Raw genomic sequence first — 26009 nt, 5'->3', positions numbered from 1 at the left:
CGACCGCTTTCGCGAGCAAGCCCGCTCCCACATTTTGAGCGTACCCGGCCACAGATTTCGTAGCCATTCCGCGATTCCCCTGTGGCAGCTGTCGAGCTTTAGCGAGGCTGCGAAGGCGGCGGCATGGGCGATAGAGGGGTTGGCTGACCGGCCGCTTTCGCGAGCAAGCTGAACTGGTCAAGTAATCTTGGACACCGATTAAGGTTTCACGCCACCAGCTTCTCCCTGGCGACTGGTGACCGATAGTCGTTGTAGCTATGCGGCCTGGTGATGTTGTAGCGCGATACATAGCGCTGCACATCCGCTCGGGCCTCATGTTCCGACCCGTAGCCTGCTTCTGGCACCCACTCTGATTTCAAACTTCCAAAGAAACGCTCCATCGGAGCGTTGTCCCAGCATTCGCCTTTACGGCTCATGCTTTGTCGGAGTCCATGTTCCAGCAGTTCATTTCTGAATTTATGGCTGGTGTACTGGCAACCTTGGTCGGAGTGAAACAGTACGTCTTTTGGGCGACCGCGCAGTTCAATCGCCATGCGCAGGGCTTCGCAGGTCAGCGTGGCATCAGAGATCATCGAAAACGACCAGCCCACAATCCGGCGAGCGAACAAGTCCAGAACCGCCGCAAAATACAGCCAACGCTTGCCGACTTTGATGTACGTCACGTCCCCACACCACACCTGATTGACCGTCGCAACATCAAACTTGCGTTTGAGCACATGCGGTGCCACCAAAGCCTCCACGCCAGGTGACTTGTACTTATGGCGCCGGCGTTGACGGCTGACAATGCCTGCTTCTCGCATCAAGCTGCGAGCCATGAACCGCCCGACATCATGCCCGCCGGCTTGCAGCTGTTTAGCCAAGGTACGAGCGCCCGCAGACTCTCTCGACGCCCTGTGGTGCTTGACCAGCATAGCCTTGAGTTTCTCTCGCTTAGGGCTCACCTTGCCTTGGCGCTGACGCCATGCGTAAAAGCTACTGCGGTTTATTCCGAACACACGACAGCAATCGTTAACGCCGTACTGCTCGCCCAGCTCACAGATCAACGAGAGTGATCTTTGGCGTCCAAAAGCAGGAGAGCACTGGCCTTTTTTAGGATTTCGATATCCCGGTCTCTTTGCCTGAGCAAGGCTTTAAGTTCCTGGATCTCTCGCTGATCCGCGGTGATCGCCTTGGCTCCCACCGGAGTCGAGCCCAAGCGTTCCTTGCGAACTTGATCGACCCAGCGGCGCAAGGCCGTAGGGCCAATATCCAAGCTGGCACAGACCTCGGGAACCGACTGCCCCTCGTCCAGCACCATGCTGGCAGCCTTGAGTTTGAACTCACATGAATAAGATTTACGCATATCCAAACACCTCAGATTTGGACGCCATCATAGCGCCCGATTGAGGTGTCCAAAATCATTAGGCCAGTTCAAGCCCGCTCCCACATTTTGACCGTACCCCGCCACAGATCTCACATACCCCCGCAATCCCCTGTGGGAGCTCTCGAGCTTTAGCGAGGCTGCGAAGGCGGCGGCACGGGCGATAGAGGGTTGGCTGACCGGCCGCTTTCGCGGGCAAGCCCGCTCCCACATTTTGACCGTACCCCGCCACAGATCTCATAGCCATCCCGCAATCCCCTGTGGCAGCTGTCGAGCTTTAGCGAGGCTGCGAAAGCGGCGGTATTGGCGATAGAGTGGTGGGCTGATTCACCGCTTTCGCGGGCAAGCTCGCTCCCACATTTTGACCGTACCCGGCCACAGATCTCATAGCCATTCCGCGATTCCCCTGTGGGAGCTGTCGAGCTTTAGCGAGGCTGCGAAGGCGGCGGCATGGGCGATAGCGGGGTTGGCTGACCGGCCGCTTTCGCGGGAAAGCCCGGCTCCCACACAAGCCGGCGCCTGCATTAGATAGCGTTTACCTTTGGCGCGGGCGCAGGCTGCACCGCCGTCTTGCGCCCGAGCATCACCGTGACGATCACCCCACAGGCGAACAGCCACGTAATCGGCTCGATATGTTCGCCAAAGAACAGCGCCGAAAACGCGATGGTGAAGAAGATCTGCAGCAATTGGATCTGGCTGACCCGCGCGATCCCGCCCATGGCCAGCCCCGCGTACCAGGCGAAGAATCCCAGGAACTGCGAGAACAGCGACACATAGCCAAACGCCCACCAGGTGCGCATCGAAATCGCACCTTGATGCTGCGCCGCCAGGTACCAGACTGGGCCGATCAGCACCGGCGTCGACAGCACCAGCGCCCAGCAGATCACTTGCCAGCCGCCCATCTCCTTGGCCAGCCGGCCGCCTTCGGCATAGCCCAGCCCGCCGACGGCAATCGCGCCGAGCATCAACAAATCGCCGGCCTGAATACTGCCGGCGCCGGTGATCAGCGCGTAACTCAACACCAGCGCACTGCCGAGCGCCGCGCAGGCCCAGAAGGCTTTGGACGGTCGCTCATGCGACAGCCACGCGGCATACAGTGCCACGCACAAGGGTTGCAGGCCGTTGACCAGCGCGCCATGGGAGGCTGGCAAGGTTTGCATGGCCCAGGCCGACAACACCGGAAAGCCCAGGATCACCCCGGCGATCACCAGGCACAGCCCGCGCACCTGGCGCCAGGTCGGCCAGCGCTCACGACGCCACAGCAACAGCGCCGCCGCCGGAATCGCCGCGAACAGCGCACGGCCGAGGCCGTTGAGCAACGGGTGGATTTCCTGCACCACGATGCGGGTGAAAGGCAGGGTCAGGCTGAAGATGATGACGCCCAGCAGGCCGAGGGCCATGCCGGTATTTTCGCGCGAACTCATGGGAGGGATCCGAAATCCAGAGGGCTTCAAGGGAAGCCCATCTAGCCACATCCCCCGCCAATCGCGGGCCTACAGCTGGGTGCGGATTTATCCGTACAGTTGCGTGCCAGGGCCGACAGTGCCGCCGCCATCGCCGTGTAGGCGCTGTCGAGCTTGAGCGAGACGGCGATGGGATCGCTGCTGTTTCGCGGGTAGACCGAGTCGCCCGCATCGCCGGCACGCCGGCGCCTACAGGTTCAGAAGAACCGCGTGATGCTGATCTTGGCGTTGCGCCCTTCGCTGTAGACACCGTCGCCGCTGAGTGCTGGCTGGTAGCTGCGGTTGAACAGGTTGTCGACGGTGAAGTTGATCTCGGTGCCTTTGAGGCCCGCCTGCTGCGGTTTCCAGTTGGCGAATAGGCCCTGGGTGTCGTAGCTGGGGTTCTCGGTCTGGTCGTAGATAAAGTCGCCGATGGTGGAGTTGAAGCCGCCAGGATAGATGTCGGTAGGTACGCGATCGGTCTTGCGCACGAACTGGCCCTGCCAGCCCACCTGCGCGTCCCAGCTCGGGATCTTGGTGCCGAGGACTACCACCCATTTGGCCGGTGGAATATCCCGTGCCCACACGTGCCGGTCGGTAGCCCAAGGGTTGGTGTAGGGGTTGTCTCGTTTACCTGTAGCCCAGGAGTAAGTCAGGGAACCGAACACGTACGTCGAGTCGTAGTAGCTTTCCAGCTCGAAGCCCTTGATGGTCATGCCGCCCACGTTGCGATAGTTGGTCCTGGACGCCGCGTCGGTGCACACCGCATCGATACTGCCCGGCACGGTCATTTGCCGTTCGCAGCCGAGGCCGGTGGCCTTCATGATCTCGTCTTCGATGCGGTTGTGAAACAGCGTGGTGCGCAACTGCAGGTTGTCATCGCGGGTGAAGACGCCGGAGAAGTGCGTGACGTTGCCCGCCGTAATCGCGGTGATGCGCTCCGGGTCGAGGTTGAGGCTGGTGGCGCTGCGCGTGCTGGCAGAGCCTTGCACCTCGTACTGCTCATCGATGACCGGCGCGCGCCAGGTGCGGTTCCAGCTGGCGAAGAAGGCGACATCCGGGGTCACGTTCCAGAAGGCTGCCAGGCGTGGCGACCAACCGGTGTAGGTGCGGTCGCTGTAGTCATGGCCGACGCGCGGGTCCGGGCTGCTGTAGTACGGCGCATCGTTGGCTTCGCCGCGGTTGCGCACGTGGTCATAGCGCAGGGACGGCGTGAGGGTGACGTCGCCAAGTGTCACGGCGTCCTGCAGGTAGAACGCATTGGTGTCGACTTTGCCGTGGGGCATGAAGTACGGCTGGAAATGGCCATAGTTGTATTTAGCGGTGTTGTAGGTCGCGCCCGGCATCCAGCTTTCGGTTTCGCGGTCGTGCTTGCGCACCTGCACGCCGGTGGTTACGGCGTGTTCCAGCGGGCCGGTGGTAAACAGGCTGATGTTGCGCAGCTCAAGGATGCGGTCGGTGTAAGACGTTTCCATCTTGCGCCCGCCGGTGGCCAGGCTGATCACCGCATTCTCGGCGCGCTCGTCGGTCTGATCGGTCTTGGAGAACGAGTAGCTGAGTTTCAAGTCGATCAGCGGGTTGTTCAACGGCTGGTATTCGTACTTGCCTGACCAGGTGGTGTCCACGGTTTCGCGGTCGGCCAGAAAGCGTTTCAGTGCGCCTTCGTAGCCATATCGGTCGATGGCTGATTGCGTCGGCGGCGACGGGTAGGTTTTAGCCGAGAACGGCGCCATGCGCTCGCTTCTGGCGCTGGAATAGGACAGGCCCATGCTGTGCTCGTCGGTGAAGTGCGCGTTGAACTTGAGCAGCTCGCCTTCTACATCCTGCGCGCTGTTGGGCAGGCGCTTGGGGTTGATCGGGTATTCGTTGCGTGGGTCGGGCGGGGTGCCGGCGAGCTTCAAGTCATCGCCGTCGCGTTTGGTCAGGTAGATCAGGCCATCCATGCGGCCGTCGTCGGTGCGGCCATACACTGCGCCGGTGTACACCTGTTCGTGGGTGTTGCTGGAGTAGCCGTACTTGGCCATCGCCCCGGCGTTACGCCCATCCTTGAGCAGGTCCGGTGCATCCTTGGTGATCATGTTGACCGTGCCGCCGAAACCGCCGTTGCCGTTGAACGGCGAATACGGGCCTTTCTCCACCTCAATGCTTTTGATCAGCTCGGGTTCGATGAACACCGTGCCTTGCTGGTAGCGCTCGAAGCCGCTTTTGGTCGCGCCATCCACGGTCATTGGCACATCTTCGGCATCGCCCATGCCGCGAATGTTGATGGTCTGGCCACCGGGCTTGGGCGAGCCGCCCATGGACACTCCCGGCAAGGTCTGCAGCAGCGAAGGGATGTTGTCGGGCTGGTAGCGGTCGATATCGGCCTGGCTCAAGGTGGAGCGCCCGACGGTGCTGGAGTCGACCTCGTTGCCGGTGCCGATCACGCTCAGGGCTTCCAGCTGGATCGCGCCGCTCTGGGTGGTTTTTGCCTCTTCGGGCTTTACCACGTAAGTGCTGCCGACCCTGATCAGGATGAACTCGCCGTTTTTCAGCAGGGTGCGAATCGCCACTTCCGGGCTGAACTCACCGTTGAGCGCCGGTGCCTGCACGTTCTTGAGCAGTGCTTCATCGAACAACAGCTGGATCTTCGCCTGCTGCGCCACTTGGCTCAGCGACGTGGCCAGCGACTGGGCGGGCAGTTGCAGCTTGAACGACTCGGCCTGGGCGCTGAGGCTGAAGGCCAGGCAGGTGGCAATGACGGTCGGTCGAAGAAACAGGTGCGAAGCGTGGCAAGGCGCGCGAAACATGAAATCCCCCGGTGTGGCCAAGTGGCCGAAAAATGCGTGCGTATCAAACGCAGACCGGAGGAAGACGGGGCAGGCAAAAAAATCCACACCTGCGAATGAAAAATATTCTCAAGTACTGTTTCGAGGGTTATTTGCTGGGCTCGATCCGCACGATGCCATCGGCCGAGGCCACGGTTTTCACTGGCAGCAAGGCGGGCAGGGCGTTGAGCAGGGCGTCCGGGTCGTTGACATCGAGATTGCCGGAGACCTTCAGTTGCGCCACCGCATTGCTCACCTGCAACGGCGCCTGGGGACGGTAGAGGCTCAGTTCATCGATCAGGCTGGCCAGTTCGCGGTTGCGAAACGACAAGTGCCCGCTGCGCCAGTCGGCCACTTCTTCGGCGGTGAGGGTTTGTTGCTGCACGGTGCCCTTGGCGTAGCTGTAGGTGGCGCGCTGCTGGGCGCCGAGCAGGGTCACCGGGCTCTTTGCGTCCGGCTCGAAAGCCACCTTGCCGTGGGCGACGCTGACCACCAGTTGCTGTTGGCTGCGGCGTACATCGAAGCCGGTGCCGACCACCCGCACATTGGCCTCGCCGGCCTGCACGAACAGCGGTCGCTCCTTGTCGGCGGCCACCTCGATATACAGTTGGCCCTTGTCCAGGTGCACGATGCGCTGGTGCGCGGTGAAGTCCACACGCAGGCGCGTGTTGGCATTTACATACAGCGTGCTGCCGTCGGGCAGGTTGAAGGTGCGCATGCCCTTGGCATGGGCCGCCACTTGTGTGTGATACAGCTCGCGGGGCGCGCCGATATGCGTGGCCAGCACGGCGCACAACACTGCGGCGGCGACGGCCAGGGCAGGGCGCCACACCGACGGTTTGCGCTTGGGCAGGGGCACCGGTTTGTTCAGTTGCTGCAACTGTGCCAGGTCGGCCCACAGTTGCTCGAACTCGGCATAGGCGCGAGCATGCGCCGCGACCGCATGCCAGGCGGCAAACGCCTTGCGGTCGGCACGGCTCGCGTCATTACGGTTGCGTGCAAACCAGCTGGCGGCTTGGGCATCGATGGAGTCACTCGCTTCGATATCCAGGGCGTCGGTGTCGCTCAGGCGGTTCATTCTGGCTGCTCCGTGCCGGGGTCTGATTGAAGGCGTCGCTTGCAATGCAGCAGGGCAAAAGCGATGTGCTTTTCCACCATGCTCGTCGAAATGCCCATGCGCTCGGCGATCTGCGCCTGGCTCAAGCCTTCGAAGCGGTGCAGCATAAGGGCTTCTCGCCGGCGCGGCGAGAGTTCGGCGAGGACTTCTTTCAACTGTTCCAGGCGTTGCAAGCGCTGCGCGGCGGCCATGGGATCGTTTTGCTCGTCGGTGACCGGTTCGGCGTCCCTGTCGGCCTGATCGGAATGGGCGGTGTGCCGTACCTTCTGTCTGCGCCAGTGATCACGCAGCAGATTGCGCGCCATCTGGAACAGAAAGGCCCGTGGCTGCTCGACCTTGGCCCGGTCGCGGTAGTCCAGCCACTGGGTAAAGACATCCTGGGTCATGTCCGCCGCGTCGCTGGCGTTGTCCGTGCGTTTGCGCAGGAAATGCAGGATATCTGCATAAAACCCGCGAAAAGCATCGGCCGACAGCGGGTCGGGCTTGGGACGAGACATGGATATCCTTCGTGACGAAGCACGGCGTATAAATGCCGCGAATGATATCGAGAATTATTGTCATTTGTCTCGGTTTAATTGTCGACGCCGGCTTGTCGGCGATCGCGTCGGGGCAGTCGATGTTGATGTTGACTGCGAGAGCGCTATCGCCGGCAAGCCGGTTCCTACAGGGTCAGCGCAGCAATGTCTTTAGTTGCTCGATCCCGGCTTCACTCAACGGGAACACCGGCAAACGTGGATCGCCGGCTTCCAGCCCGGTCAGGCGCAAGCCGGCCTTGATCGTTGCCGGTAGTCCGCCCTTGAGGATGAACTCCAGCAGCGGCAGTTGGCGGTAGAACAGTTCCCGCGCCTGGGTCAGATCATTCGCCAGCACCGCGTCATACAAAGCCAGATTGAGCTGTGGGATCAGGTTCGGCGCTGCGGTGCACCAGCCTTTGGCGCCCGCCACGAAGGCTTCCAGTGCCAGCGGGTTGCACCCGTTGAAGAACGGCACGTCGCTGTAGCGCCGTAATTGGTGCATGCGTTGAATATCGCCGGTGCTCTCCTTGACCATCGTCACGTTCTCCACGTGCTTGACGATCCGCAGGATCAAATCCACCGACATGTCCGTGCCGCTGGTGGCCGGGTTGTTGTAGAGCATGATCGGCACGCCGATGCTGTCGCCAATCGCAGCGTAGTGGGCGAGGATTTCCGCTTCGCTGAGTTTCCAGTACGAGGCCGGCAGCACCATCACCACATCGGCGCCATTTGCCTCGGCGTAACGGGCGCGCCGCACGGATTTAGCGGTGGTCAGGTCCGAGACGCTGACCACAGTCGGTACCCGCCGGGCAATTTTTGCCAGGCTGTAGGCGCTGACTTCATCCCACTCGGCATCGCTCAGGTAAGCCCCTTCGCCGGTGCTGCCCAGGGGCGCGATGGCATGGACGCCGGCGTCGATCAAGCGGTCGATGGAGCGACCGAGGGCGTCGAGGTCGATGCGCTTACCGTCAGCGCTGAAGGGGGTGATGGTGTAGCCGATGATGCCGTGAATATCGGGGCTGGACATGGGAAGTCTCCTGTCAGAAAAGGGGCGGGTCAGTTCAGGCAATCGGCGTGCTGGCGCAGGTTCTGTCGCACGTAGTAGTTGAACGCGGCGCCATGGCGCTTGGGCCGGGAGATCCAGTCGTGGGCCTCGCGCCCCAACTCCGGCAGGATCGGCTTGATCGTGCCGGCCGCCATCGCCAGCAACTGCAGCTTGGCGGCGCGCTCGATCAACTGTGCAATCACGCAGGCCTCCTCGACGCTCGCGCCGGTCGACAACTGGCCGTGGTGCGAAAGCAGGATCGCGCGTTTGTCACCGAGTGCCGCGGTGATGATTTCGCCTTCTTCGTTGCCCACCGGCACCCCTGGCCAGGCCTCGAGGAACGCGCAGTCTTCGTACAGCGGGCAGAGGTCCATGTGGGACACCTGCAGCGGTACTTCCAGCATCGACAGCGCGGCGATATGCGTGGGGTGCGTGTGAATGATGCAGTTCACGTCCGGGCGCCCTCGGTAGACCCAGCTGTGGAAACGGTTGGCCGGGTTGGGAATGCCGTGGCCTTCGAGCACTTCAAGGTCCTCGTTTACCAACAGCAGGTTGCTGGCGGTGATCTCATCGAAGCCCAGCCCCAATTGCTGGGTGTAATAGGTGCCGTGTTCGGGCCCGCGCGCAGTGATCTGCCCGGCGAGGCCCGAGTCGTGGCCGTGCTCGAAGAGGATACGGCAGGTCAGCGCCAGCTTTTGCCGCACGGTCCACGTATTATCCGCCAGGGTATTTTGCATCTGGATCAGTGCTTGCTTGACCAGCTGGTCTTTCGGGAGTGCTAATGTCTTGGCCATATCGGTGTCCTTTGGGTGGTTCAATGGACGTCTGGTTTGCTGGTCTCCCGCTGCTCGCAAGGTCGCTGGGTGAACGCAAATGACACTAAAGATGCTATATGACACAAAGTGTCATTGGCAAGCACAGCTCATCGCTTCCTGCATGGATTAACCGCGGAACATGTCTATCCGTTTGAAATTATTGAGAAAAAAACTTGGCGTAACCTTGGAGAACCTGGCTGAAAAGTCCGGGATGACCAAGAGCTACCTGTCCAAGGTTGAGCGCGGCCTCAACACGCCGTCGATTGCCGCCGCGCTGAAATTGGCCAAGGCGCTGAACGTGAAAGTCGAAGAGCTGTTCAGCGAAGACAGCGTCAGCCTCGACAGCTACAGCCTGGTACGCAGCCATGAACGGCCCGACACGGCGCCCGGTTACGCGGTGCTCGCCCATCAGGTCAGCGAACGCAGCCTGCTGCCCTTCATCATCTACCCGCCAGCGGAATTCACCGACAAGAGCTTCAAGGAGCACGTGGGGGAGGAGTTTCTGTTTGTGCATGAAGGCCAGGTCGAAGTGGATTTCATGACTGAGCGCGTGATCCTCGAGCGTGGCGATGCGCTGCACTTCAATGCGCAGAAGCCCCACCGCCTGCGCTCGGTGGGGCCGGTGCAGGCGCAATTGCTGGTGGTGGTGCACAGCGCGCAGGACTGACGTCACTTGGCTGTTGTGAACACGCTCATGGTGGGCGCAGGCAAGCCAGCGCCTGTATTTGATCGAAGTCGCCCGAAAAGTCAGCGTTCGACCGGGACTGCCAGCGCAGGATTGCCCAACGGATGGGTGCGCGCCGCAAAGAATTCCAGCGCCACGCCCGACCCATCAAACAGCTCAGAGTACCGCCGCTTCTGCTGGCGAATAAACCCGTCGCTGCGCCCCGATACCGAGATTGCCAGCGTGGTCACCGGGGCTTGGCGAATCGCATCCACCAAGTGTTTATCCTGCGGCCCGAGGTCGTGGCCGAAGAGGCACAGCGCGCCTTCATGGGTCAGCAGTTGCTCATAGCAGAACGACAGGTAATCCGAGCTACGGATGGTCTTGAGCTTCTCGTCTACCGTGCCTTCGCTGACGAACAGCGGCACATCGTCGAGGGTCTTGATCGTGTTATTGATCGCAAAACTGCTCAGCAGGGTGCTGTCGGTGGTCGGCAATTTGCGCGCGGTACCATCGAGGTTGCGCACCAGGTGCAGGCCTCCGTGCAGGTACAGAATGCGCGTGGCCTCGGTTCGCGTGTTGCGCAGGTCGAAGCTTGAGTCGGCGCTGCGAAACAGGTCGTCGATGCCTGGCGTGTGCAGGATCGCCCAGTAGTTGAGCAAGTCGTAGTTACTGGTAAACACCGTGGTGTATTGCGCCAGCTCCGCGTTGATCGTCGCCAGCGTCGACGGCTGCACCAGGCGCCACGGAATGTGCACCGCGTGGATGGTATTGATCAGCGCTTCCTTGATCGCGTAGTAGCGATTGCGCGGTGCCGCCGAGCTGACTGCCAGGGCCTTGTTGACCCGGCTGGTGGTCTTCAGCGCGCCAAGGGCCTGTTCGAAGCTGCGGGTTTGCAGGGCGTCGAACACGCTGAGTTCGGACTGGCCGAGGGGTTTTTCTTCGACGGTGCGCGCGTTTTCGAACAGCGAGTCGTAGGCGAAGTCTTCCCAAATCGTACGGCTGGCGCCGTTGCCGATCAGAATCCCGCTGAAGGCAGTGCGGCTGCGCAGTGCGCTCCAGTCTTCAAGGTGGGCGTCAATATCCTGGAAATCCTTCATTGCGGCGGGTCTACTCGAATTCGGCTGGACGGTGACTTTATCACGAGCCGGCGTTGATCCTGATCAAGATGCCGCAGGCGGGTGAAGTCGATGCTGTAGGCATAAACGTCATCCGAGGATTCGCCATGAGCAGCACCTTCTTCATTCCCGCCGTCAACATCATGGGCACCGATTGCCTCGACGAAGCCATGACCGCTATCCGCAACTACGGTTTTCGCAAGGCACTGATCGTCACCGACGCCGGCCTGGCCAAGGCGGGCGTGGCCAGCATGATCGTCGAGAAATTGGCGATGCAGGATATCGACTCGGTGATCTACGACGGCGCCAAGCCCAACCCCAATGTGGAAAACGTCGAGAACGGCCTGGCGCTGCTGCAACAGAGCGCCTGCGATTTCGTCGTGTCCCTCGGCGGCGGCTCGCCACATGACTGCGCCAAGGGCATCGCGCTGTGCGCCACCAACGGCGGGCATATCGGCGACTACGAAGGCGTCGACCGATCGAGCAAGCCGCAACTGCCGCTGGTGGCCATCAACACCACCGCCGGCACCGCCAGCGAGATGACCCGTTTCTGCATCATCACCGACGAAAGCCGCCACGTGAAAATGGCCATCGTCGACCGTAACGTCACGCCACTGCTGTCGGTCAACGACCCGGCGCTGATGGTCGGCATGCCCAAGGGCCTCACCGCCGCCACCGGCATGGACGCCCTGACTCACGCCATCGAAGCCTATGTGTCCACTGCTGCCACGCCGATCACCGACGCCTGCGCGATCAAGGCCATCGAGCTGATCAGCGCCAACCTGCGCCTGGCCGTACGCGACGGCAGCGACAAGGCCGCACGGGAAAACATGGCGTACGCTCAATTCCTGGCGGGCATGGCGTTCAACAACGCGTCCCTGGGTTTCGTGCACGCCATGGCCCACCAGTTGGGCGGCCTCTACGACCTGCCCCATGGCGTGTGTAACGCGGTGCTGTTGCCCCACGTGCAAAGCTTCAACGCCAGCGTCAGCGCCAAGCGCTTGAGCGACGTCGGCCGCGCGCTGGGAGCGGATGTCAAAGGCAGCACGGACGAAGAGGGCGCCCAGGCCGCCATCGCCGCGATTCGTGCGTTGTCCCTGGACGTCGAAATCCCCGCCGGGCTGCGCGAGCTGGGCGCCAAGTTGCAGGACATTCCGCTGTTGGCCACTAACGCGTTGAAGGACGCGTGCGGGCTGACCAACCCGCGCCGGGCGGATCAGCGTCAGATCGAGGAGATCTTTCGCAGCGCGTTCTGATCCGTACGGCACCCGGCGGCGCACAGAAATGCGCCGCCTGCCAACGCCATGCACAACAGTGCCAATGGCCATGATTGCTGACTCACCAACAGGCTGGCCACGCCGCCGATCATGGCGGCCATCAGTTGATGCATAAAACCGCTCAAGGCCATGGCGTAAGGGCCGTTGATGGGGGAACCATCATTGGCCAGGGACAAGCTGATCGGGTAACTCATCGACTGGCCCAACACTGCCAGGCAATACGGTAACCACAGCAGCACAGCGAGCCCGCTGGCAAATACACTGCCGAGCAACATCACGGCAGCCCCCAGCAATATCAAGGCCACGCCCCAACTCATCATCGTCAACCGCCCCGTTTGTACAACGAGGCGATTGACCATCAACGCCCCTGCCAGATATGCGCCGCTTATCGGCCATCCCAGCCAGCCATACTGCGTCGCGCTCCAGCCGAAGCGCCCCTGCAGTATCAGTGGTGCGCAGGTGTTGAACGCAATGATGACGCCATAGCCCAGGCCGCCGATCATGGCCGCGTGGAGAAAGCCGGGGTGTCGCATAATCGTGGCGTAGATCCGCCAGGCCGGTAGCGAGGAAGCCGCCTTCACCAGCCGCGCAAACGTTACCCACCGCAAGATCACCATCAACGTGACGGCTGCGATCGCCAACGTATAAAAGATCGCTTTCCAGCCGAATGCCACTTGCACCAGCGAACCTGCAAACTGGCCGATACCCAGCGCGATCACAAAGGTCATGCCCAACCACGACAAGCCTTTGGCCAACAGTTCCCCGCTGAAGCTATCCCGCACCAACACTCGCGCCATCACCGAAACACCGCCCGCGCCGACTCCCTGAATCAGCCGCAATACCAAGAATGTTTCTACGTTCAACGCCGATGGAATGGCGGTACTGGCCATGGCATATACCGCCAGTGACGCCAGCAATACCGGCTTTCTGCCAAACCGTTCGCTCAGTCTCCCCCACAGCAGCATCGGCAGCGCCATACCCACCAGGTACACCGCCAGAGCCAAGGCTACCTGGTCCTCGACGGCGCGCAGGGCTAGGGCGATGGCGGGCACTGCGGGCAAGTAACTGCTGATGCCGAGCTGGGCGAGGAAAGCGGCGCAGCAGGCGAGGGTAAGGGTCGTGGTGCTTCTCAAGGGGTGACATCCGTCAGTGGTACTTCTGAAGTCATCATCGAAAATCCAGCTGCCAACATGAACCGTGCGATGTGATGCTCTGATTATTGAGCAACCGCAAACGTCAGCGGTTGTCGTGTTCTTCTAGAAGCATCACGAGTGTTGAACAAAATGAACGTATCGTTTGAGGGAGCATGTCCGCGCGCAGTGTTATACGAATGGCGGCTTTTCCTCTGTCAGGCGTTTCCTATAGAGAGGACGTCGCGCGGACTTTCTAATGTGGGCAGCCTCCTACGATACTCAGTGGCAATTAATCGCCTTGGGCTGTCCAGTCATGGCTCAAGGCGCCGGCGCCGTTCAATTTGTTGAGGTCGGCTCTCACGATAGTGAGTAAGGTGGCAGCGTAGGGGGCGAATGTGACGACGGCCTATGACGGCCTGTCTCTCAGATAGCCAAAACGAGCGGGATGAAGGGAGTGCTAGATGAGAGTTCTGTTATTCGGTGCCACCGGCATGGTCGGCCAGGGCGTCCTGCGCGAGTGCCTGCTTGCCCCTGACGTGCAGGAAGTGGTCGCCGTCGGGCGCACGCCGCTGACCCAGGAGCATGGCAAGCTGCATCAGGTGTTGCACAGCGACATGCTGGATTTCCAGCCGTTGGAAAACTTGCTGCAAGGCTTTGACGCGTGCTTTTTCTGCCTCGGGGTGTCCTCGGCGGGCATGAATGAAACCCGCTACACCCACCTCACCTATGACCTCACCCTCGTTGCCGCCAGCACCCTGGCACGGCTCAATCCGCAGATGACCTTCATTTACGTGTCCGGCGCCGGGACGGACAGTTCCGAGGCCGGCAAGTCGATGTGGGCGCGGGTCAAGGGCAAGACCGAGAATGCCTTGCTGCGCCTGCCGTTCAAGGCGGTTTACCTGTTCCGGCCGGGGATCATCCAGCCGTTGCATGGGGTGCGCTCGAAGACGCCGTTGTATCAGGCGTTTTACTCCGTGCTCGGGCCGTTGCTGTCGTCTGTGCGTCGGCTCAAGCCGGGTTGGGTGGTCAGTACTGAAACTGTCGGCCGGGCCATGCTGGCGGCGGTGCGCCATGGCGCGCCACAGCCGGTGGTGGAGCAGGCCGAGATCAATCGCCTGGCGTCCGAGCGCGGCTGATGTTGCACAAGAGCCTGGTGCGCCGCCTGGACCTGATCACCCTGCAACTGTTCGTCGCCGTGTTCGAGGAAGGCACCCTGACCCGCGCCGCGGCCCGCGAAGCCATCGCGGTGTCGGCTGCCAGCAAGCGCCTGATGGAGTTGGAGCAGGTGCTCGGCGTGAGCCTGTTCGTGCGTCGGGCCAAGGGCATGGACCTGACCGCGGCCGGCGAGACCCTGTTGCACCATGCGCGGCAGATGCTGTTCAACGTGGAAAAAATGGGCCTGGAACTCGGTGAGCACAGCCACGGCGTGCGTGGTTACGTGCGGATGCTGGCCAATTTGTCGGCGATCATTGAGTTCCTTCCGGAAGACCTGCGCGACTTTTCCGAACTGCACCCCGAAGTCAAGACCGACCTTGAAGAGCGCCCCAGCAACGGCGTGGTCCAGGGCGTGCTGGATGGCGTCGCCGATCTGGGCATCTGCTCCAGCGACACCGACACCAAGGGCCTGCCCAGCGTGACCTATCGCCATGACAAACTGGTGGTGCTGATGCCGGCGGATCACGCATTGGCGGCGCGCTCATCCCTGGCTTTCGCCGACACCCTGGACAGCGACTACGTTGGCCTGCACGCCGCCAGTTCGATCAACATGCGCACCCACGCCGCCGCGCGCGAGGCCGGCAAAATGTTGCGCCTGCGCATCCACGTGCCGGGGTTTGATGCGATGTGCCGGATGGTCCAGGCCAATATGGGTATCGGCATTCTGCCGCAGAAGGCCTACGAACTGTTTGGCCGCGCCCTGGGATTGCACGCGGTGCCGCTGACCGATGCATGGTCGCACCGCAGCCTGATCCTGGTAGTGCGCGATGAAGCGCAGTTGTCGCCCGTCAGCCGCTTGCTGTTCGACTACCTCAGCGCGCCCCTGTAGAAGCCCTGCGGCGATGGCGATCTCGACATCGCCGCAGGGCTCAGCATCCGGTCGCCCACCAGTGTGTTCGCGTTTCGCGAACGCTCCTTGCCAACTGACGGTTGGATTTTTCCTGTGCCTGTCCTCTAGCCTTGGCCGCACATTCCAAGAACAAGAGGTACACCCCATGACGGCTCCCCTGAGCGGTATCAAGGTGATCGAGATCGGTACGCTGATTGCCGCGCCGTTCGCCGCCCGGCTGCTGGGCGAATTCGGTGCCGAGGTGATCAAGATCGAAGCCATGGGCCAGGGCGATCCACTTCGCAAATGGCGAAAGCTGCACGAAGGCACATCGCTGTGGTGGTACCTGCAATCGCGCAACAAGAAGTCCCTGGCGCTGGACCTCAAGTCCGCTGAAGGCCTGGGCCTGATCAAGCAGCTGCTGGGCGACGCCGACGTGCTGATCGAAAACCTGCGCCCCGGTGGCCTGGAAAAACTCGGCCTGGGCTGGGACGTGCTGCACGCGCTCAACCCCAAGCTGACCCTGGTGCGCATCTCCGGCTATGGCCAGACCGGCCCTTACCGCGACCGCCCAGGCTTTGGTGCGATCGGCGAGGCCATGGGCGGCATTCGCTACACCACCGGCAACCCGGATTCGCCACCGGCGCGGGTCGGCGTGAGCCTGGGTGACTCCCTTGCCTCGTTGCACGGTGTGATCGGCGCGCTGATGTCGCTGCTGCGGGTCAAGACCGGCCAGGGCGACGGGCAGATTGTCGATGTGTCCCTCGCCGAAAGCGTGTTCAACCTGATGGAAAGCCTGGTGCCGGAATACGACATGCTCGGCCACGTGCGAGAACGCAGTGGTGGCGCCTTGCCTGGCATTGCGCCGTCCAATACCTACCTGACCGCCGACGGTGCCTATGTGGTGATCGCCGGCAACAGCGACCCGATCTACAAGCGCCTGATGACCACCATCGGCCGCGTCGACCTGGCCGAAGCCCCTGAGTTTGCCCACAACGACGGCCGCGCGGCGAAGAGTGGACTGCTGGATGCCGCGATCACCCACTGGACCAGCAGCTTGCCCATCGACCAGGTGCTCAGCGCCCTGGAAGCTGCCGAAGTGCCGGCCGGACGCATCTACTCGGTGGCGGATATCGTCAGCGACCCGCATTACCAGGCGCGCGAAATGCTGCTCGATGCCGAGTTGCCTGGCGGTGTGTCGGTGAAGATGCCCGGCATCGTGCCCAAACTTTCCGAAACCCCCGGTGGCGTCAACTGGCAGGGCCCGACCCTGGGCCAGCACACCGATGACATCCTTGGCAGCCTGGGCCTTACCGGCGCCGATATCCAACGCCTGAAAACCTCGGGAGTGGTGCAATGATCACTGACTATGGCGACCCGCTGATCGTGCAGGAAGTCTCCCCGCGCGATGGCCTGCAAATCGAACCGACCTGGGTCGAGACCGTCGACAAGATCGCGCTGATCGATCAGCTGTCGCTGGCCGGTTTTTCGCGTATCGAAGCCGGTTCGTTTGTGTCGCCCAAGGCCATCCCCGCGTTGCGCGACGGCGAGCAGGTGTTCCAGGGCATCGCGCGCAAACCCGGGGTGATCTATGTGGCGCTGATCCCCAACCTCAAGGGCGCCCAGCGCGCCGTCGAGTCGCGCGCCGATGAGTTGAACCTGGTGATGTCCGCCAGCCAGACCCACAACCTGGCGAATATGCGCATGCGCTGCGAGGCCTCGCTGGCAGCGTTCGGTGACATTGTGCGCTTTGCCGGCGATCACCCGGTGCGCCTCAATGGCAGCATCGCCACCACCTTCGGTTGCCCGTTCGAAGGCAAGATCGATGAAGACCGCGTGCTACAGATTGTCGACGCGTATCAAGCCCTCGGCATCCAGGGCATCAGCCTGGCCGACACCACCGGCATGGCCAACCCGCGCCAGGTGGAACGCCTGGTCAAACGTGTGTTGCAGCGCGTGCCGGCGGGCGATCTGACCCTGCATTTCCACAACACCCGCGGCCTGGGCTTGTGCAATGTGCTGGCTGCCTACGAGGCCGGCGCCCGACGTTTTGATGCGGCGCTGGGTGGCCTCGGCGGTTGTCCGTTTGCGCCGGGGGCGTCGGGCAATATCTGCACCGAAGACCTGGTCAACCTGTGTGACGAGGTCGGCATTCACACCGGTATCGACCTGCCGCACCTGCTGCACATGTCCCGGCGCTTGCCGGCCTTGCTTGGCCATGAGTTGCCCGGCCAGGTGGCCAAGGCCGGGCGTAACAGTGACTTGCATCCGCCACCGGCCTACATCGCCACGCTGTAACGCCGCACCAGACAACAAAAACAATCGGACGCCTGTGAGCAGTCCGCTGGAGAGAACCCCATGAGCACTAATACGTTGGAGGCCGGCGCGCGCCCGGCCGCTGAAATCGATGCCGAAAAAGCCCTGGTCAGCAAGGTCGCCTGGCGCCTGATGCCGCTGATCATGGTGTGTTACCTGTTCGCGTTTTTTGACCGTATCAACATCAGCTTCGCCAAGTTTCAGCTGCAAACCGACCTGAGCCTCAGCGACACCGCCTACGGCCTGGGTGCCGGGTTGTTTGTGGTGGGCTATGTGATCTTTGAAGTGCCGAGCAACATGATGCTGTACAAGGTCGGCGCCCGGCGCTGGATCGCGCGGATCATGATGTCCTGGGGCCTGGCCACGGCGGCCATGGTGTTTGTCACGGCCGAGTGGCAGTTCTATGGCCTGCGCTTCATCATCGGCGCGATGGAGGCGGGCTTCGCACCTGGCGTGTTGTACTACCTGACACTGTGGTTCCCGCAGCATTTCCGTGGGCGCATCACCTCGATGCTGTTCCTGGCCTCGGCCTTCGCCGGCCTGGTGGGTGCACCGTTTTCCGGCCTGGTGCTCGAGCACCTCGACGGCGTACTGCAGATGCGCGGCTGGCACTGGCTGTTCCTGCTCGGCGGCTTGCCGTGCATCGGCCTGGGGTTCCTGGTGTTGACGTTGCTCAAGGACCGCATCGAAGACGCCCATTGGCTGACTTCTGCGGAAAAGGCCTTGCTGTCGAGCCGCATCGCCAAGCATGAGCCGAACACCCATGGCGGTTCACTGCTGTCGGCGATACGTATTCCGGGTTTCTTGATGCTCGGCTTTATCTACTTCCTGATCCAGGTCGCGTCCTACGGCCTCAACTTCTGGGCACCGCAATTAATCCGCAGCGCCGGCACCCAGAGCCCGGTGATGATTGGCCTGCTCACGGCCATCCCGTATGTGTGCGGTGCGATCAGCATGGTGGTGATCGGGCGTCTGTCGGATGCCACCGGCGAGCGCCGCAAGTTTGTCTGCGGCCTGGTGGTACTCGGCGCGGTGGGCTTCTTCAGTGCCGGGATCTTTGCCGACCACACGACGTTCCTGATCATCGCCCTGGGCATGTTGGGCGCGGGCATCATCGCCTCGATCCCGACCTTCTGGACGCTGCCTCCCAAGCTATTGGCCGGCGCCGGTGCGGGCGCTGCGGGTGGGATCGCGGTGATCAACACCCTCGGGCAGTTCGGTGGGATCGTCAGCCCGGTAATGGTAGGGCGGATCAAGGACCTGACCGGCAGCACCACCCCGGCGCTCTACGTGATCGGGGTGTGCGCGCTGTTGGCCGCGGCGCTGCTGCTGTGGGGCCTGCCGCAGAAACTGCGCACCCTCGACAAAGGCTGATCAGCCCGCCGTCGCCAAGGCCCGGGCCGGCGTGGCGCTGAACTGAATCAACGCCACGCCGCCGATCAACAGCAACGCCCCCAACACGCGGGGCGTTGTCAGTTGGCGCTCCACCAGGCCGAACAGGCCGAAATGGTCGAGCAGCAGCGAGGCGAGAATCTGCCCGGCCATGGCCAACGCAATAAACCCCGACGCGCCCAGCTTGGGCAGCAGCATCAACGCCAGGGAAATAAAACACACCCCGAATGCGCCGCCGGCCCACATCCACAACGGCGCCTTGCTGATGAATGCCAGGCTTGGCAACGGCAAGCGCAGCGCGATGATGACCGGCAGCAGCACGATAATGCTTACCAGCAACGAGGCGAGCGTGGCCCAGAGCGGGTGGCCAAGCCCGCGACCGAGGTTGGCGTTGATCGCGCTTTGAAACGGCACCACCGCGCCGGCAATCACCGCCAACGCCAATAATCCCAGCCAGTGCAACGTGGTCATGGTGAATCTCCCAGAGGTTTTGCTGGACTCTAGGCTATTCGTCGCGCAAATTTAAATTCCAAATTCTCATGTCAGGCATGCAGCTGATGAATGATCTGCGCCGCATCGACCTTAACCTGCTGGTGATCCTCGACGCCTTGCTCAGTGAGCAACACGTCACGCGGGCCGCCGAGCGCCTGCACCTGAGCCAGCCCGCCGTCAGCCATGCGCTCGCGCGTCTGCGTGACCTGCTGGGCGACCTGTTGCTGGTGCGCCAGGGCGGCAGCCTGGTACCCACCGCCCGCGCCCTGGAGTTGGCGGCACCGCTGGCCGAAGCATTGGCCCAGGTGCAGGCACTGCTGGCGCCGAATCGCTTTGACCCTGCCTCGGCCAAGCGGCGTTTTCGGCTGGCGATGTCGGACTACAGCGCGGCGATATTCCTGCCCGGACTGGTGCGCACCCTGCGCCGCGAAGCGCCGGGCATCGACCTGCAAATCATCCAGGCCAGCCGTGAAGGCATGGTCGACGGCGTGCTCAACGGCGACCTTGACCTGGCCGCTGGCGTGTTCCCTGACATGCCCGCCGAACTGCGCACTACGCCATTGTTCGACGAGCACTACACCTGCCTGGTGGACCGCGCCAGCCTGCCGGAAGGCGGCGTGCTGGACCTGCCCACCTACCTGTCGCGGCCCCATGTACTGCTGGAGATACGCGGCAGCGGTACGCCGGAAATCGAGCGCGCGCTGACGGCGATTCGTGAGCGCCGACATGTGGCGATCAGCCTGCCGCACTGGGGTGTGGCGCCGCAGTTGATCCAGGGCACGGACCTGATCCTGACCGTCTCATCCCGAGGCTTGCTGAACATCGATCATCAGCACTTGGTGGCCATGCCGCCGCCGTTTCATATTCCCTCGTTTGCGTTCGAGCTGGCGTGGCATACGCGTCGCGGTGGGGATTCGGGGTTGCAGTGGTTGAAAGAGCAACTGCAGGGTGTATTGTCCGTAGGCCCCCGCTAACAGGAAACACACATGCTTTCAGGCCTCAACCACCTGACCCTGGCCGTCACCGATCTGGAGCGCAGCGTGCGCTTCTACCATGAGCGGTTGCACCTGAAACTTGACGCCACCTGGGACACCGGTGCCTACCTCTCTTTGCCGGGCCTGTGGCTCTGCCTGTCGCTGGACCCTCTTCGCGAGTCCATGCCGGCGGCGGATTACACCCACTACGCGTTTACCGTCGAGGCGGCTGATTTCACCGCGCTGGTTGCGCAGCTGCGCGCCGTCGGCGTTCAAGAGTGGCGCGACAATCGCAGTGAAGGGGCTTCGTTCTACTTCCTCGATCCCGATGGCCACAAGCTCGAAGCCCATGTTGGCGATCTGGCCTCGCGTCTTGAGGCCTGTCGCAACAAGCCCTATGCCGGGATGAAGTTTTACTCCTAGCGCACATCCACCACACCTTTCCACCGTCTGTCAGAGTCGTGCCCATGACCCCATCCTTGCTGTTTGCCGTCCTCGCCTCCGGTTTCATCTACGGTATTACGCCTGGGCCAGGCGTGCTGGCCGTATTCGGCATCGGCGCCGCCCGTGGCCGACGTGCCGGAGCGGGTTTTCTGTGCGGGCACTTGCTCGGCGACGTGGTGTGGTGCAGCACCGCGCTGATCGCGATTGTGGGCGCGCGCGAAGTCGGCAGCCGTGCATTTGATGTATTGGGTGTGCTCAGCGGGTTGTACCTGTTCTGGCTTGGCTGGCGCGCGATCCGCACCCAGCGCCGCAGCAGTGATGCGCCCCAGGGCGCCGCGCGGCATCCGTTCTGGCACGGCATCCTGTTCGGCCTGACCAACCCCAAGGCCTACCCGGTGGCCGTGGCGACGTTTACTGCGTTGCTGTCCAGCCGTGCCGAACTGCTGACCTGGGCGATGCTGCCTTCGTTGATCTTTCTCAGCTTTGTCGGCGGCCTGCTGGCCTACGCGATCCTGATCGGCGTGGTCGGTGCCCAGCGGGTGCGTACCGTGTATCAGCGGCATGAAATCCTGATCACCCGACTCTGTGGCGTGATGTTCATCGGCTTTGCCATCAACGCCCTGGCCCATGCATTGCCGGGGCTGTTTGGCAGCAAACCGGCCTGAGGCGGCAGCGACCGTTCGTCGTACTGGCGAGTTTTTTCTAAACCTTTGCCGCCGTAAAAATTCGAATTCAGGGCGGGGTGTAGTCCCCGCACCCATTTTTGCCCTGGAGGAACCCATCATGAGCCGCATGGCTATCCGGTTACGCACCGCCAGTTTCGCGATGCTGCTGGGCCTCGGCGCCAGCAATGCTTTCGCCCAGTCGCCTGCCGAATTCATCGAGCAGGCTTCGGCCAAAGGTATGGCCGATATCGAAACCAGTCGCATGGCCCACGCCAAGACCTCGTCCCAGGAAATCAAGGACTACACCATCGAGGTGATCAACGAGCGCACCCTGGCCAACCAGCATCTGGCCGCCATTGCCAAGAAGCTCGACCTGCCGGTGGCGCCGCGCGAGAAGATCGTCGACAAGGCCGAGACCTTGATGCCTGAACTCAAGGACGGCGACTCGTTCGACGCCGCCTACACCGCCCAGCAGGTCAAGGAAAACGAAGACGCCATCGCCCTGTTCAAACAGGAAGGCGCAGCGTCGGATGTGCCGGAAATCAAGGCATTGGTGGATGAGACGCTGCCCAAGTTGGAAGAGCGCCTGCAAAAAGCCCGTGCCCTGGCATCGACCTACGGTAAAGGTCATCAAGGCGACGGCTGAAACTTTCGCCGGTAGCAAAAACGGCGGTTGGAGCACATCCAACCGCCGTTTTTTTATGCATGGTTCAAATCGGTTTTATTTGGCACCGCATCGTCGACGGCTTCGCCGCAACTGCTATTGAGCGTGACGCTGCCGGTGGCGCCGATGCTGCGGTATTCCTTGCGCAGTTTTTCCAGCTCCTTGCGGTCCAGCCCGTCCAGGCTCAGCACCGCGTTCTGCGCATCCTTGGACACACGCAGCAGTTCGTCGATCTTGATATGCAGGATGTCGTTGTCGCGGTTTTGCGTGTTCTGGATCAGAAACACCATCAGGAAGGTGATGATGGTGGTCGAGGTGTTGATGATCAGTTGCCAGGTGTCGTTGTAGTGGAAGTAGGGTCCGCTCAGGCTCCACAGGAAAATCAACGCGACGGCCGCGTAAAACGTCCGGGCACTGCCTGCCCAGCGGGACAGAGATTGGGAGACTGCGGAGAATTTCATGACCGTTTTCCTCAAGGGTGGGTGATGGAAATACTGACCGCAGGGATGCTCTGAAATTTCTTTTTACAATTGCTGGGCGTGACCGGAGGTATGCGCTTTTTTTACAAGTGTTTAGGAGGGGGCCTACGCCGCCCCTGCCGTGATGGGCGCGAGACTGGATTTTTATCCGGATATTGCTCATGCACGCTGACGTCGCCTGTGACCTGCCCATGCTCTACCACCGAACCGAGGACCACTATTTTGCCGCGACATGCTCGCTGCATCGCCGCCACAACGCCTGTATCAACGCTTATCTGACCGACGAAGCGCTGGACCCTTTTAACCTGTTATTCATCCGGGTAGGGAGTGGCCCCCTGGGCGACGCGGTGGCCGCGATGCTGGACGTGATTCGCGGTACAACGCTGGACATACGCGTGGTGATCCATGAGGAAAAGGTCGAGGGGTTGCGTGACGTACTCACGGAGCTGGGCTTCCAGGCGGCTGAAGTTACCACCGCGATGGTGCTCGAACAGTCGCACCTTGTTTCGCCGATGAGTGACAGCGCCGTGCAGATCAGCCTGACGCAGCACTTGGATGACTGGGCAGCTCCGCTCGGCAATGCGTTTTCGATGCTGCCCGAAGGCCTCGCGCGCTATCAGGCCCGGCACGAACGGGCGCTTGAGGCGGGTGAGGCGCTTTACCACTTCATCTTGTCCAGCGAAGGGCAGGTGAGGTCTTCGTTAACGTTGTCGATGTGTGACGGGGAAGCGCGGCTGAATGATGTCGGCACGCTCATGGACTCTCGCGGACGAGGCTACGCCACCCAATTGATTCAAGCGGCCTTGCGTCACGCTACGAGCCTGGGTGCCGAACGGTGTTTTCTTGAAGCATCGACGCAGGGCCTACCGCTGTATCGAACGTTGCGCTTCACGCGCTTATTCGACTACCAGTCGTTTGTTCGTGGACCCCTCGCCGCGCCGTCATCAGAAGGCCATTTTGACTTGCCCGCGATCCTCGAGTCGTAACAGATACTGCTTGGCCTCAAGCCCCCCGGCAAAGCCGGTTAGCCCGCCTGACGCGCCAATGACGCGATGGCACGGTGCGATGATCGAGATGGGGTTACGACCATTGGCCGCCCCCACGGCACGCACGGCCTTGGGGTTGCCGATCTGTTGGGCGATCTGGCTGTAGCTGCGGGTTTCGCCGAAGGGGATGGTCAGCAGTGCCTGCCAGACCTGCCTCTGAAATTCAGTGCCGGCGAAGTCCAGTTCCAACTCGAATCGATGGCGCGTACCGGCGAAATATTCCGCCAGTTGACGCTTGGTTTCCAACAGCACCGGGCTGTCATTGGCTTCGTGCAAGGCGCCCAGGCGCACACGGTTGGCGCGCTCGCACTCCCACAGAATGGCACTGAGTTTGCCGTCGCGCGCCACCAGGGTGAGGACGCCGACAGGGGAGGGCATGAGGGTGTATTCGTAAGCCATGATCGAGCTCCTGGGTGGGCGGGTATTGGTTCAATCTAGCGCAGCCCGCGCCACTGAAAACTTCGTTTCTTGCGGTTGAATTCAGGCCGGTCAGTGCTCTTGCTGCAGCACTTTGAGCGCCGCCGACGCGAGGAAACCCGAGCGGCTTTTTTCCTCGGGGTGATGCAGCACGTATTCATCGATGCGGTTGAGCAAATAGCCCGGCAAGGTGATATTGAGCTTTTGCGCCTTGCCCAGGTACTTGGTGACGTCAATGTCCACCACCGCCCAGGTGCAGCCGGCGTACTGTGGGTTGGCTGCATGCACGGTGACTTTCTGTGCGCTGGGGATCGGTGCACCGTCTTCGGCAAGGATCTCGAAGTGCCCTTCAATGGCTTCACGCGCCATGGCCATGGCGTCATCGAGGTCGTCGCCGGCCGAGAAGCAGCCAGGAATATCCGGGACTTCCACGCCCCAGGCATGGTCTTGGTCGCCGGTTGAAATTGCGATGGGATACAGCATGTTCGTTGTCCTCCAGGGACGGCTTAACTCAGCAGAGCTTGTTTGAGAATGCTCTTGGCGGTCTTGTCCAGCAGGTCCTTCTTTGGATGAGGGATCGTTACCAGCCCCGGTTTGGTCGGGTGCCTGAAGTGATGATGACTGCCCCTGATGCGGACCAGATACCAGCCATCGGCAACGATGTGCCCCATCAAATATCGGCTATCCACAGCACCTCCTTGTGATGTGTGTTGGTGGTGACTATAACCACGAAAAATAAATTATCAACACTATACCTACCGACGGTCGGCGACCGGTATTTCGGTAGGCGCATCTGGAGTGTATGACCGCGCAGGAAGGGCGTTTGGAAGAGGTATTGCGGGGTTTTGCGAATGCGTCAGCGAGACGGCATTACCTCGGCGATCACGGCGAGGAACGCGTCGACCAACACACTGTGTCTGTGTGTGGGGGTCAGCACCAGCAATTGTGCGCACGCATCCGCTTCCACCAAGGGTCGATAGGTGACGCCCTTGTTCATCAAGCTGCGGGTACACGCCGGCACCAGCGCGACCCCTTGCCCGGCCGCGACCAGCGCGATGATCGAGGTGATCTGTCGCCCGGTCGGCCCGGCACGCAGCGGCACGCCGTGGTGGCGGTAAAGTTGCTCGATGGACTGGTTCAGTCCCGAACCGTAGTCGGCGGGAAACAGGATCAGGGGATAGGTGCTCAGTTGGGCCAGGCTGATGTGCGCCTGCTGGGCCAGCGGGCTGTCGCTGGACACTGCGGCCACCAACGGCTCCTGACCCAGCGACAGCGCCTGCACCTGCTCGTTTTGCGGCAACAACCTGCTCAGGCCGATATCCAGCCGCCCGTCCGCCACCTGCGCTCCGAGGCTGCCGGAAGCGCATTCCACCAGCGTCAATTGCACATCGGCAAAGCGCTGGGCAAAGGCCTGGATGGTCTGGCTGAACAAATCCGAGAGGGCAATCGAGCTGACGTAACCCAATGTCAGCTGCCCGGCAGTGCCCGCCGCGAGTTTGGCGGCGATCACCTGCGCGAGTTCCACCTGTTCGAGTACGCCACGGGCGTAGGGCAAAAACGCGCGGCCTTGGGCAGTGAGGGTCACCGTTCGGCTAGTGCGATCAAACAGCTTGAACCCCAACTCGGTTTCCAGCGCCGAGATCTGCCGGGTCAACGGTGGCTGCGCCAAGTGCAGGCGCAAGGCGGCGCGGCCGAAGTGCAATTCTTCGGCGACCGTCAGAAAGTAACGCAGCTTGCGTAGGTCGAGCATCCTGATCCTTGGGTATTGATCGGTCGGAAATCG

The 26009-nt window shown here is 61.9% G+C and carries 28 protein-coding genes; 12 read left to right on the top strand and 16 right to left on the bottom strand.

Going from position 1 to position 26009, the window contains the following annotated elements; genetic code table 11:
* Positions 1-206: 206 nt before the first annotated feature.
* The 8 genes from C9990_RS24195 to C9990_RS24165 all read right to left on the bottom strand — a co-directional run bounded on the left by C9990_RS24195 (position 207) and on the right by C9990_RS24165 (position 9080).
* Positions 207-1043, bottom strand: a complete 837-nt coding sequence (locus C9990_RS24195) for an IS3 family transposase (protein WP_065899479.1) — start codon at positions 1041-1043, stop codon at positions 207-209.
* Complete coding sequence (locus C9990_RS32855; protein WP_065899480.1) at positions 1040-1342, bottom strand: IS3 family transposase; 303 nt, start codon at positions 1340-1342, stop codon at positions 1040-1042. Before C9990_RS32855 ends, C9990_RS24195 begins: the two co-directional genes overlap by 4 nt.
* Positions 1343-1884: 542 nt before the next feature.
* Positions 1885-2784, bottom strand: coding sequence for a DMT family transporter (locus C9990_RS24190; RefSeq protein WP_065899454.1), 900 nt, complete (start codon positions 2782-2784; stop codon positions 1885-1887).
* A gap of 236 nt (positions 2785-3020) precedes the next feature.
* Positions 3021-5591: a TonB-dependent receptor gene (locus C9990_RS24185; protein ID WP_106804891.1), complete on the bottom strand. Its 2571-nt coding sequence runs from the start codon at positions 5589-5591 to the stop codon at positions 3021-3023.
* Between the two features lie 127 nt (positions 5592-5718).
* On the bottom strand, positions 5719-6687 hold the full coding sequence (locus C9990_RS24180) for a FecR family protein (RefSeq protein ID WP_065899452.1): 969 nt from the start codon (positions 6685-6687) through the stop codon (positions 5719-5721).
* Entirely contained in the window at positions 6684-7223 is a 540-nt protein-coding gene (locus C9990_RS24175; RefSeq protein WP_065899451.1) for an RNA polymerase sigma factor, read from the bottom strand. The genes C9990_RS24180 and C9990_RS24175 overlap by 4 nt, the downstream gene beginning before the upstream one ends.
* A gap of 172 nt (positions 7224-7395) precedes the next feature.
* Positions 7396-8268 carry a dihydrodipicolinate synthase family protein gene (locus C9990_RS24170; RefSeq protein ID WP_106804890.1) on the bottom strand — a complete coding sequence of 291 codons (873 nt, stop codon included), beginning with the start codon at positions 8266-8268 and terminating at the stop codon, positions 7396-7398.
* A 29-nt stretch (positions 8269-8297) separates the two neighbouring features.
* Entirely contained in the window at positions 8298-9080 is a 783-nt protein-coding gene (locus C9990_RS24165) for an aldolase (RefSeq protein WP_065899449.1), read from the bottom strand.
* Positions 9081-9240: 160 nt separating this feature from the next.
* On the opposite strand from C9990_RS24165, the gene C9990_RS24160 reads away from it, so the two are divergent.
* Positions 9241-9768 carry a helix-turn-helix domain-containing protein gene (locus C9990_RS24160; RefSeq protein ID WP_106804889.1) on the top strand — a complete coding sequence of 176 codons (528 nt, stop codon included), beginning with the start codon at positions 9241-9243 and terminating at the stop codon, positions 9766-9768.
* A gap of 80 nt (positions 9769-9848) precedes the next feature.
* On the opposite strand, the gene C9990_RS24155 is transcribed toward C9990_RS24160, so the two are convergent.
* The gene (locus C9990_RS24155; protein WP_106804888.1) at positions 9849-10865 is read right to left on the bottom strand and encodes a DUF4917 family protein; all 1017 of its coding nucleotides are present in this window, start codon (positions 10863-10865) and stop codon (positions 9849-9851) included.
* A gap of 125 nt (positions 10866-10990) precedes the next feature.
* Here C9990_RS24155 and yiaY point away from each other — a divergent pair, with 125 nt between their 5' ends.
* Positions 10991-12139 carry an L-threonine dehydrogenase gene (gene yiaY, locus C9990_RS24150; protein WP_106804887.1) on the top strand — a complete coding sequence of 383 codons (1149 nt, stop codon included), beginning with the start codon at positions 10991-10993 and terminating at the stop codon, positions 12137-12139.
* Here yiaY and C9990_RS24145 read toward each other — a convergent pair.
* The gene (locus tag C9990_RS24145) at positions 12106-13293 is read right to left on the bottom strand and encodes an MFS transporter (RefSeq protein WP_106804886.1); all 1188 of its coding nucleotides are present in this window, start codon (positions 13291-13293) and stop codon (positions 12106-12108) included. The two genes, yiaY and C9990_RS24145, sit on opposite strands and share 34 nt — an antisense overlap.
* Before the next feature lie 461 nt (positions 13294-13754).
* On the opposite strand from C9990_RS24145, the gene C9990_RS24140 reads away from it, so the two are divergent.
* The 5 genes from C9990_RS24140 to C9990_RS24120 all read left to right on the top strand — a co-directional run bounded on the left by C9990_RS24140 (position 13755) and on the right by C9990_RS24120 (position 19027).
* Positions 13755-14429, top strand: coding sequence for an NAD(P)H-binding protein (locus C9990_RS24140; RefSeq protein WP_065899445.1), 675 nt, complete (start codon positions 13755-13757; stop codon positions 14427-14429).
* Positions 14429-15337 carry a LysR family transcriptional regulator gene (locus tag C9990_RS24135; protein ID WP_065899444.1) on the top strand — a complete coding sequence of 303 codons (909 nt, stop codon included), beginning with the start codon at positions 14429-14431 and terminating at the stop codon, positions 15335-15337. The genes C9990_RS24140 and C9990_RS24135 overlap by 1 nt, the downstream gene beginning before the upstream one ends.
* A 166-nt stretch (positions 15338-15503) precedes the next feature.
* Positions 15504-16697, top strand: a complete 1194-nt coding sequence (locus tag C9990_RS24130; RefSeq protein WP_106804885.1) for a CaiB/BaiF CoA-transferase family protein — start codon at positions 15504-15506, stop codon at positions 16695-16697.
* Entirely contained in the window at positions 16694-17635 is a 942-nt protein-coding gene (locus C9990_RS24125) for a hydroxymethylglutaryl-CoA lyase (protein ID WP_106804884.1), read from the top strand. Before C9990_RS24130 ends, C9990_RS24125 begins: the two co-directional genes overlap by 4 nt.
* A gap of 60 nt (positions 17636-17695) precedes the next feature.
* Complete coding sequence (locus C9990_RS24120) at positions 17696-19027, top strand: MFS transporter (protein WP_065899441.1); 1332 nt, start codon at positions 17696-17698, stop codon at positions 19025-19027.
* Here C9990_RS24120 and C9990_RS24115 read toward each other — a convergent pair whose 3' ends face one another.
* Complete coding sequence (locus tag C9990_RS24115) at positions 19028-19516, bottom strand: DMT family transporter (protein ID WP_065899440.1); 489 nt, start codon at positions 19514-19516, stop codon at positions 19028-19030.
* A 68-nt stretch (positions 19517-19584) separates the two neighbouring features.
* Between C9990_RS24115 and C9990_RS24110 the strand changes: the two genes are divergently transcribed.
* From C9990_RS24110 to C9990_RS24095, 4 genes are all read left to right on the top strand, one after another.
* A complete protein-coding gene (locus C9990_RS24110; protein ID WP_106804883.1) occupies positions 19585-20511 on the top strand; it encodes a LysR family transcriptional regulator in 927 nt (308 codons plus the stop codon).
* Between the two features lie 12 nt (positions 20512-20523).
* Entirely contained in the window at positions 20524-20934 is a 411-nt protein-coding gene (gene fos / locus C9990_RS24105; protein ID WP_106804882.1) for a fosfomycin resistance glutathione transferase, read from the top strand.
* 44 nt (positions 20935-20978) lie between these two features.
* The gene (locus C9990_RS24100; protein WP_106804881.1) at positions 20979-21620 is read left to right on the top strand and encodes a LysE family translocator; all 642 of its coding nucleotides are present in this window, start codon (positions 20979-20981) and stop codon (positions 21618-21620) included.
* A 118-nt stretch (positions 21621-21738) separates the two neighbouring features.
* The gene (locus C9990_RS24095; RefSeq protein WP_016975135.1) at positions 21739-22266 is read left to right on the top strand and encodes a DUF4142 domain-containing protein; all 528 of its coding nucleotides are present in this window, start codon (positions 21739-21741) and stop codon (positions 22264-22266) included.
* Between the two features lie 53 nt (positions 22267-22319).
* Here C9990_RS24095 and C9990_RS24090 read toward each other — a convergent pair whose 3' ends face one another.
* Positions 22320-22745: a low affinity iron permease family protein gene (locus tag C9990_RS24090; protein WP_106804880.1), complete on the bottom strand. Its 426-nt coding sequence runs from the start codon at positions 22743-22745 to the stop codon at positions 22320-22322.
* A gap of 179 nt (positions 22746-22924) precedes the next feature.
* On the opposite strand from C9990_RS24090, the gene C9990_RS24085 reads away from it, so the two are divergent.
* Complete coding sequence (locus C9990_RS24085; protein WP_106804879.1) at positions 22925-23749, top strand: GNAT family N-acetyltransferase; 825 nt, start codon at positions 22925-22927, stop codon at positions 23747-23749.
* On the opposite strand, the gene C9990_RS24080 is transcribed toward C9990_RS24085, so the two are convergent.
* From C9990_RS24080 to C9990_RS24065, 4 genes are all read right to left on the bottom strand, one after another.
* On the bottom strand, positions 23708-24208 hold the full coding sequence (locus C9990_RS24080; protein WP_106804878.1) for a methylated-DNA--[protein]-cysteine S-methyltransferase: 501 nt from the start codon (positions 24206-24208) through the stop codon (positions 23708-23710). The genes C9990_RS24085 and C9990_RS24080 overlap by 42 nt on opposite strands.
* Before the next feature lie 90 nt (positions 24209-24298).
* Positions 24299-24709: a type II toxin-antitoxin system HicB family antitoxin gene (locus C9990_RS24075; RefSeq protein ID WP_065899433.1), complete on the bottom strand. Its 411-nt coding sequence runs from the start codon at positions 24707-24709 to the stop codon at positions 24299-24301.
* A gap of 23 nt (positions 24710-24732) precedes the next feature.
* On the bottom strand, positions 24733-24915 hold the full coding sequence (locus tag C9990_RS24070; RefSeq protein ID WP_065899432.1) for a type II toxin-antitoxin system HicA family toxin: 183 nt from the start codon (positions 24913-24915) through the stop codon (positions 24733-24735).
* Positions 24916-25082: 167 nt separating this feature from the next.
* Positions 25083-25976 (bottom strand): LysR family transcriptional regulator, encoded by an 894-nt coding sequence (locus tag C9990_RS24065; protein ID WP_106804877.1) that lies wholly within the window; start codon positions 25974-25976, stop codon positions 25083-25085.
* Positions 25977-26009: the final 33 nt, after the last annotated feature.

This window comes from Pseudomonas sp. S5D5 (assembly GCF_003013355.1).
GTDB lineage: Bacteria > Pseudomonadota > Gammaproteobacteria > Pseudomonadales > Pseudomonadaceae > Aquipseudomonas > Aquipseudomonas aylmerensis.
Note: the sequence above shows the minus strand (reverse complement) of the source record. Positions and strands in the feature narration are given on the sequence as shown.

Coding starts and splice junctions, on each gene's coding strand:
- C9990_RS24065 (WP_106804877.1), bottom strand. CDS start 25,976: ATGCTCGACCTACGCAAGCTGCGTTACTTTCTGACGGTCGCCGAAGAA.
- C9990_RS24155 (WP_106804888.1), bottom strand. CDS start 10,865: ATGAAGGATTTCCAGGATATTGACGCCCACCTTGAAGACTGGAGCGCA.
- C9990_RS24115 (WP_065899440.1), bottom strand. CDS start 19,516: ATGACCACGTTGCACTGGCTGGGATTATTGGCGTTGGCGGTGATTGCC.
- C9990_RS24175 (WP_065899451.1), bottom strand. CDS start 7,223: ATGTCTCGTCCCAAGCCCGACCCGCTGTCGGCCGATGCTTTTCGCGGG.
- C9990_RS24100 (WP_106804881.1), top strand. CDS start 20,979: ATGACCCCATCCTTGCTGTTTGCCGTCCTCGCCTCCGGTTTCATCTAC.
- C9990_RS24125 (WP_106804884.1), top strand. CDS start 16,694: ATGATCACTGACTATGGCGACCCGCTGATCGTGCAGGAAGTCTCCCCG.
- C9990_RS24130 (WP_106804885.1), top strand. CDS start 15,504: ATGACGGCTCCCCTGAGCGGTATCAAGGTGATCGAGATCGGTACGCTG.
- fos (WP_106804882.1), top strand. CDS start 20,524: ATGCTTTCAGGCCTCAACCACCTGACCCTGGCCGTCACCGATCTGGAG.
- C9990_RS24135 (WP_065899444.1), top strand. CDS start 14,429: ATGTTGCACAAGAGCCTGGTGCGCCGCCTGGACCTGATCACCCTGCAA.
- C9990_RS24180 (WP_065899452.1), bottom strand. CDS start 6,687: ATGAACCGCCTGAGCGACACCGACGCCCTGGATATCGAAGCGAGTGAC.
- C9990_RS24170 (WP_106804890.1), bottom strand. CDS start 8,268: ATGTCCAGCCCCGATATTCACGGCATCATCGGCTACACCATCACCCCC.
- C9990_RS32855 (WP_065899480.1), bottom strand. CDS start 1,342: ATGCGTAAATCTTATTCATGTGAGTTCAAACTCAAGGCTGCCAGCATG.
- C9990_RS24085 (WP_106804879.1), top strand. CDS start 22,925: ATGCACGCTGACGTCGCCTGTGACCTGCCCATGCTCTACCACCGAACC.
- C9990_RS24160 (WP_106804889.1), top strand. CDS start 9,241: ATGTCTATCCGTTTGAAATTATTGAGAAAAAAACTTGGCGTAACCTTG.
- C9990_RS24165 (WP_065899449.1), bottom strand. CDS start 9,080: ATGGCCAAGACATTAGCACTCCCGAAAGACCAGCTGGTCAAGCAAGCA.
- C9990_RS24075 (WP_065899433.1), bottom strand. CDS start 24,709: ATGCTGTATCCCATCGCAATTTCAACCGGCGACCAAGACCATGCCTGG.
- C9990_RS24090 (WP_106804880.1), bottom strand. CDS start 22,745: ATGAAATTCTCCGCAGTCTCCCAATCTCTGTCCCGCTGGGCAGGCAGT.
- C9990_RS24190 (WP_065899454.1), bottom strand. CDS start 2,784: ATGAGTTCGCGCGAAAATACCGGCATGGCCCTCGGCCTGCTGGGCGTC.
- C9990_RS24080 (WP_106804878.1), bottom strand. CDS start 24,208: ATGGCTTACGAATACACCCTCATGCCCTCCCCTGTCGGCGTCCTCACC.
- C9990_RS24110 (WP_106804883.1), top strand. CDS start 19,585: ATGTCAGGCATGCAGCTGATGAATGATCTGCGCCGCATCGACCTTAAC.
- C9990_RS24120 (WP_065899441.1), top strand. CDS start 17,696: ATGAGCACTAATACGTTGGAGGCCGGCGCGCGCCCGGCCGCTGAAATC.
- C9990_RS24185 (WP_106804891.1), bottom strand. CDS start 5,591: ATGTTTCGCGCGCCTTGCCACGCTTCGCACCTGTTTCTTCGACCGACC.
- yiaY (WP_106804887.1), top strand. CDS start 10,991: ATGAGCAGCACCTTCTTCATTCCCGCCGTCAACATCATGGGCACCGAT.
- C9990_RS24095 (WP_016975135.1), top strand. CDS start 21,739: ATGAGCCGCATGGCTATCCGGTTACGCACCGCCAGTTTCGCGATGCTG.
- C9990_RS24140 (WP_065899445.1), top strand. CDS start 13,755: ATGAGAGTTCTGTTATTCGGTGCCACCGGCATGGTCGGCCAGGGCGTC.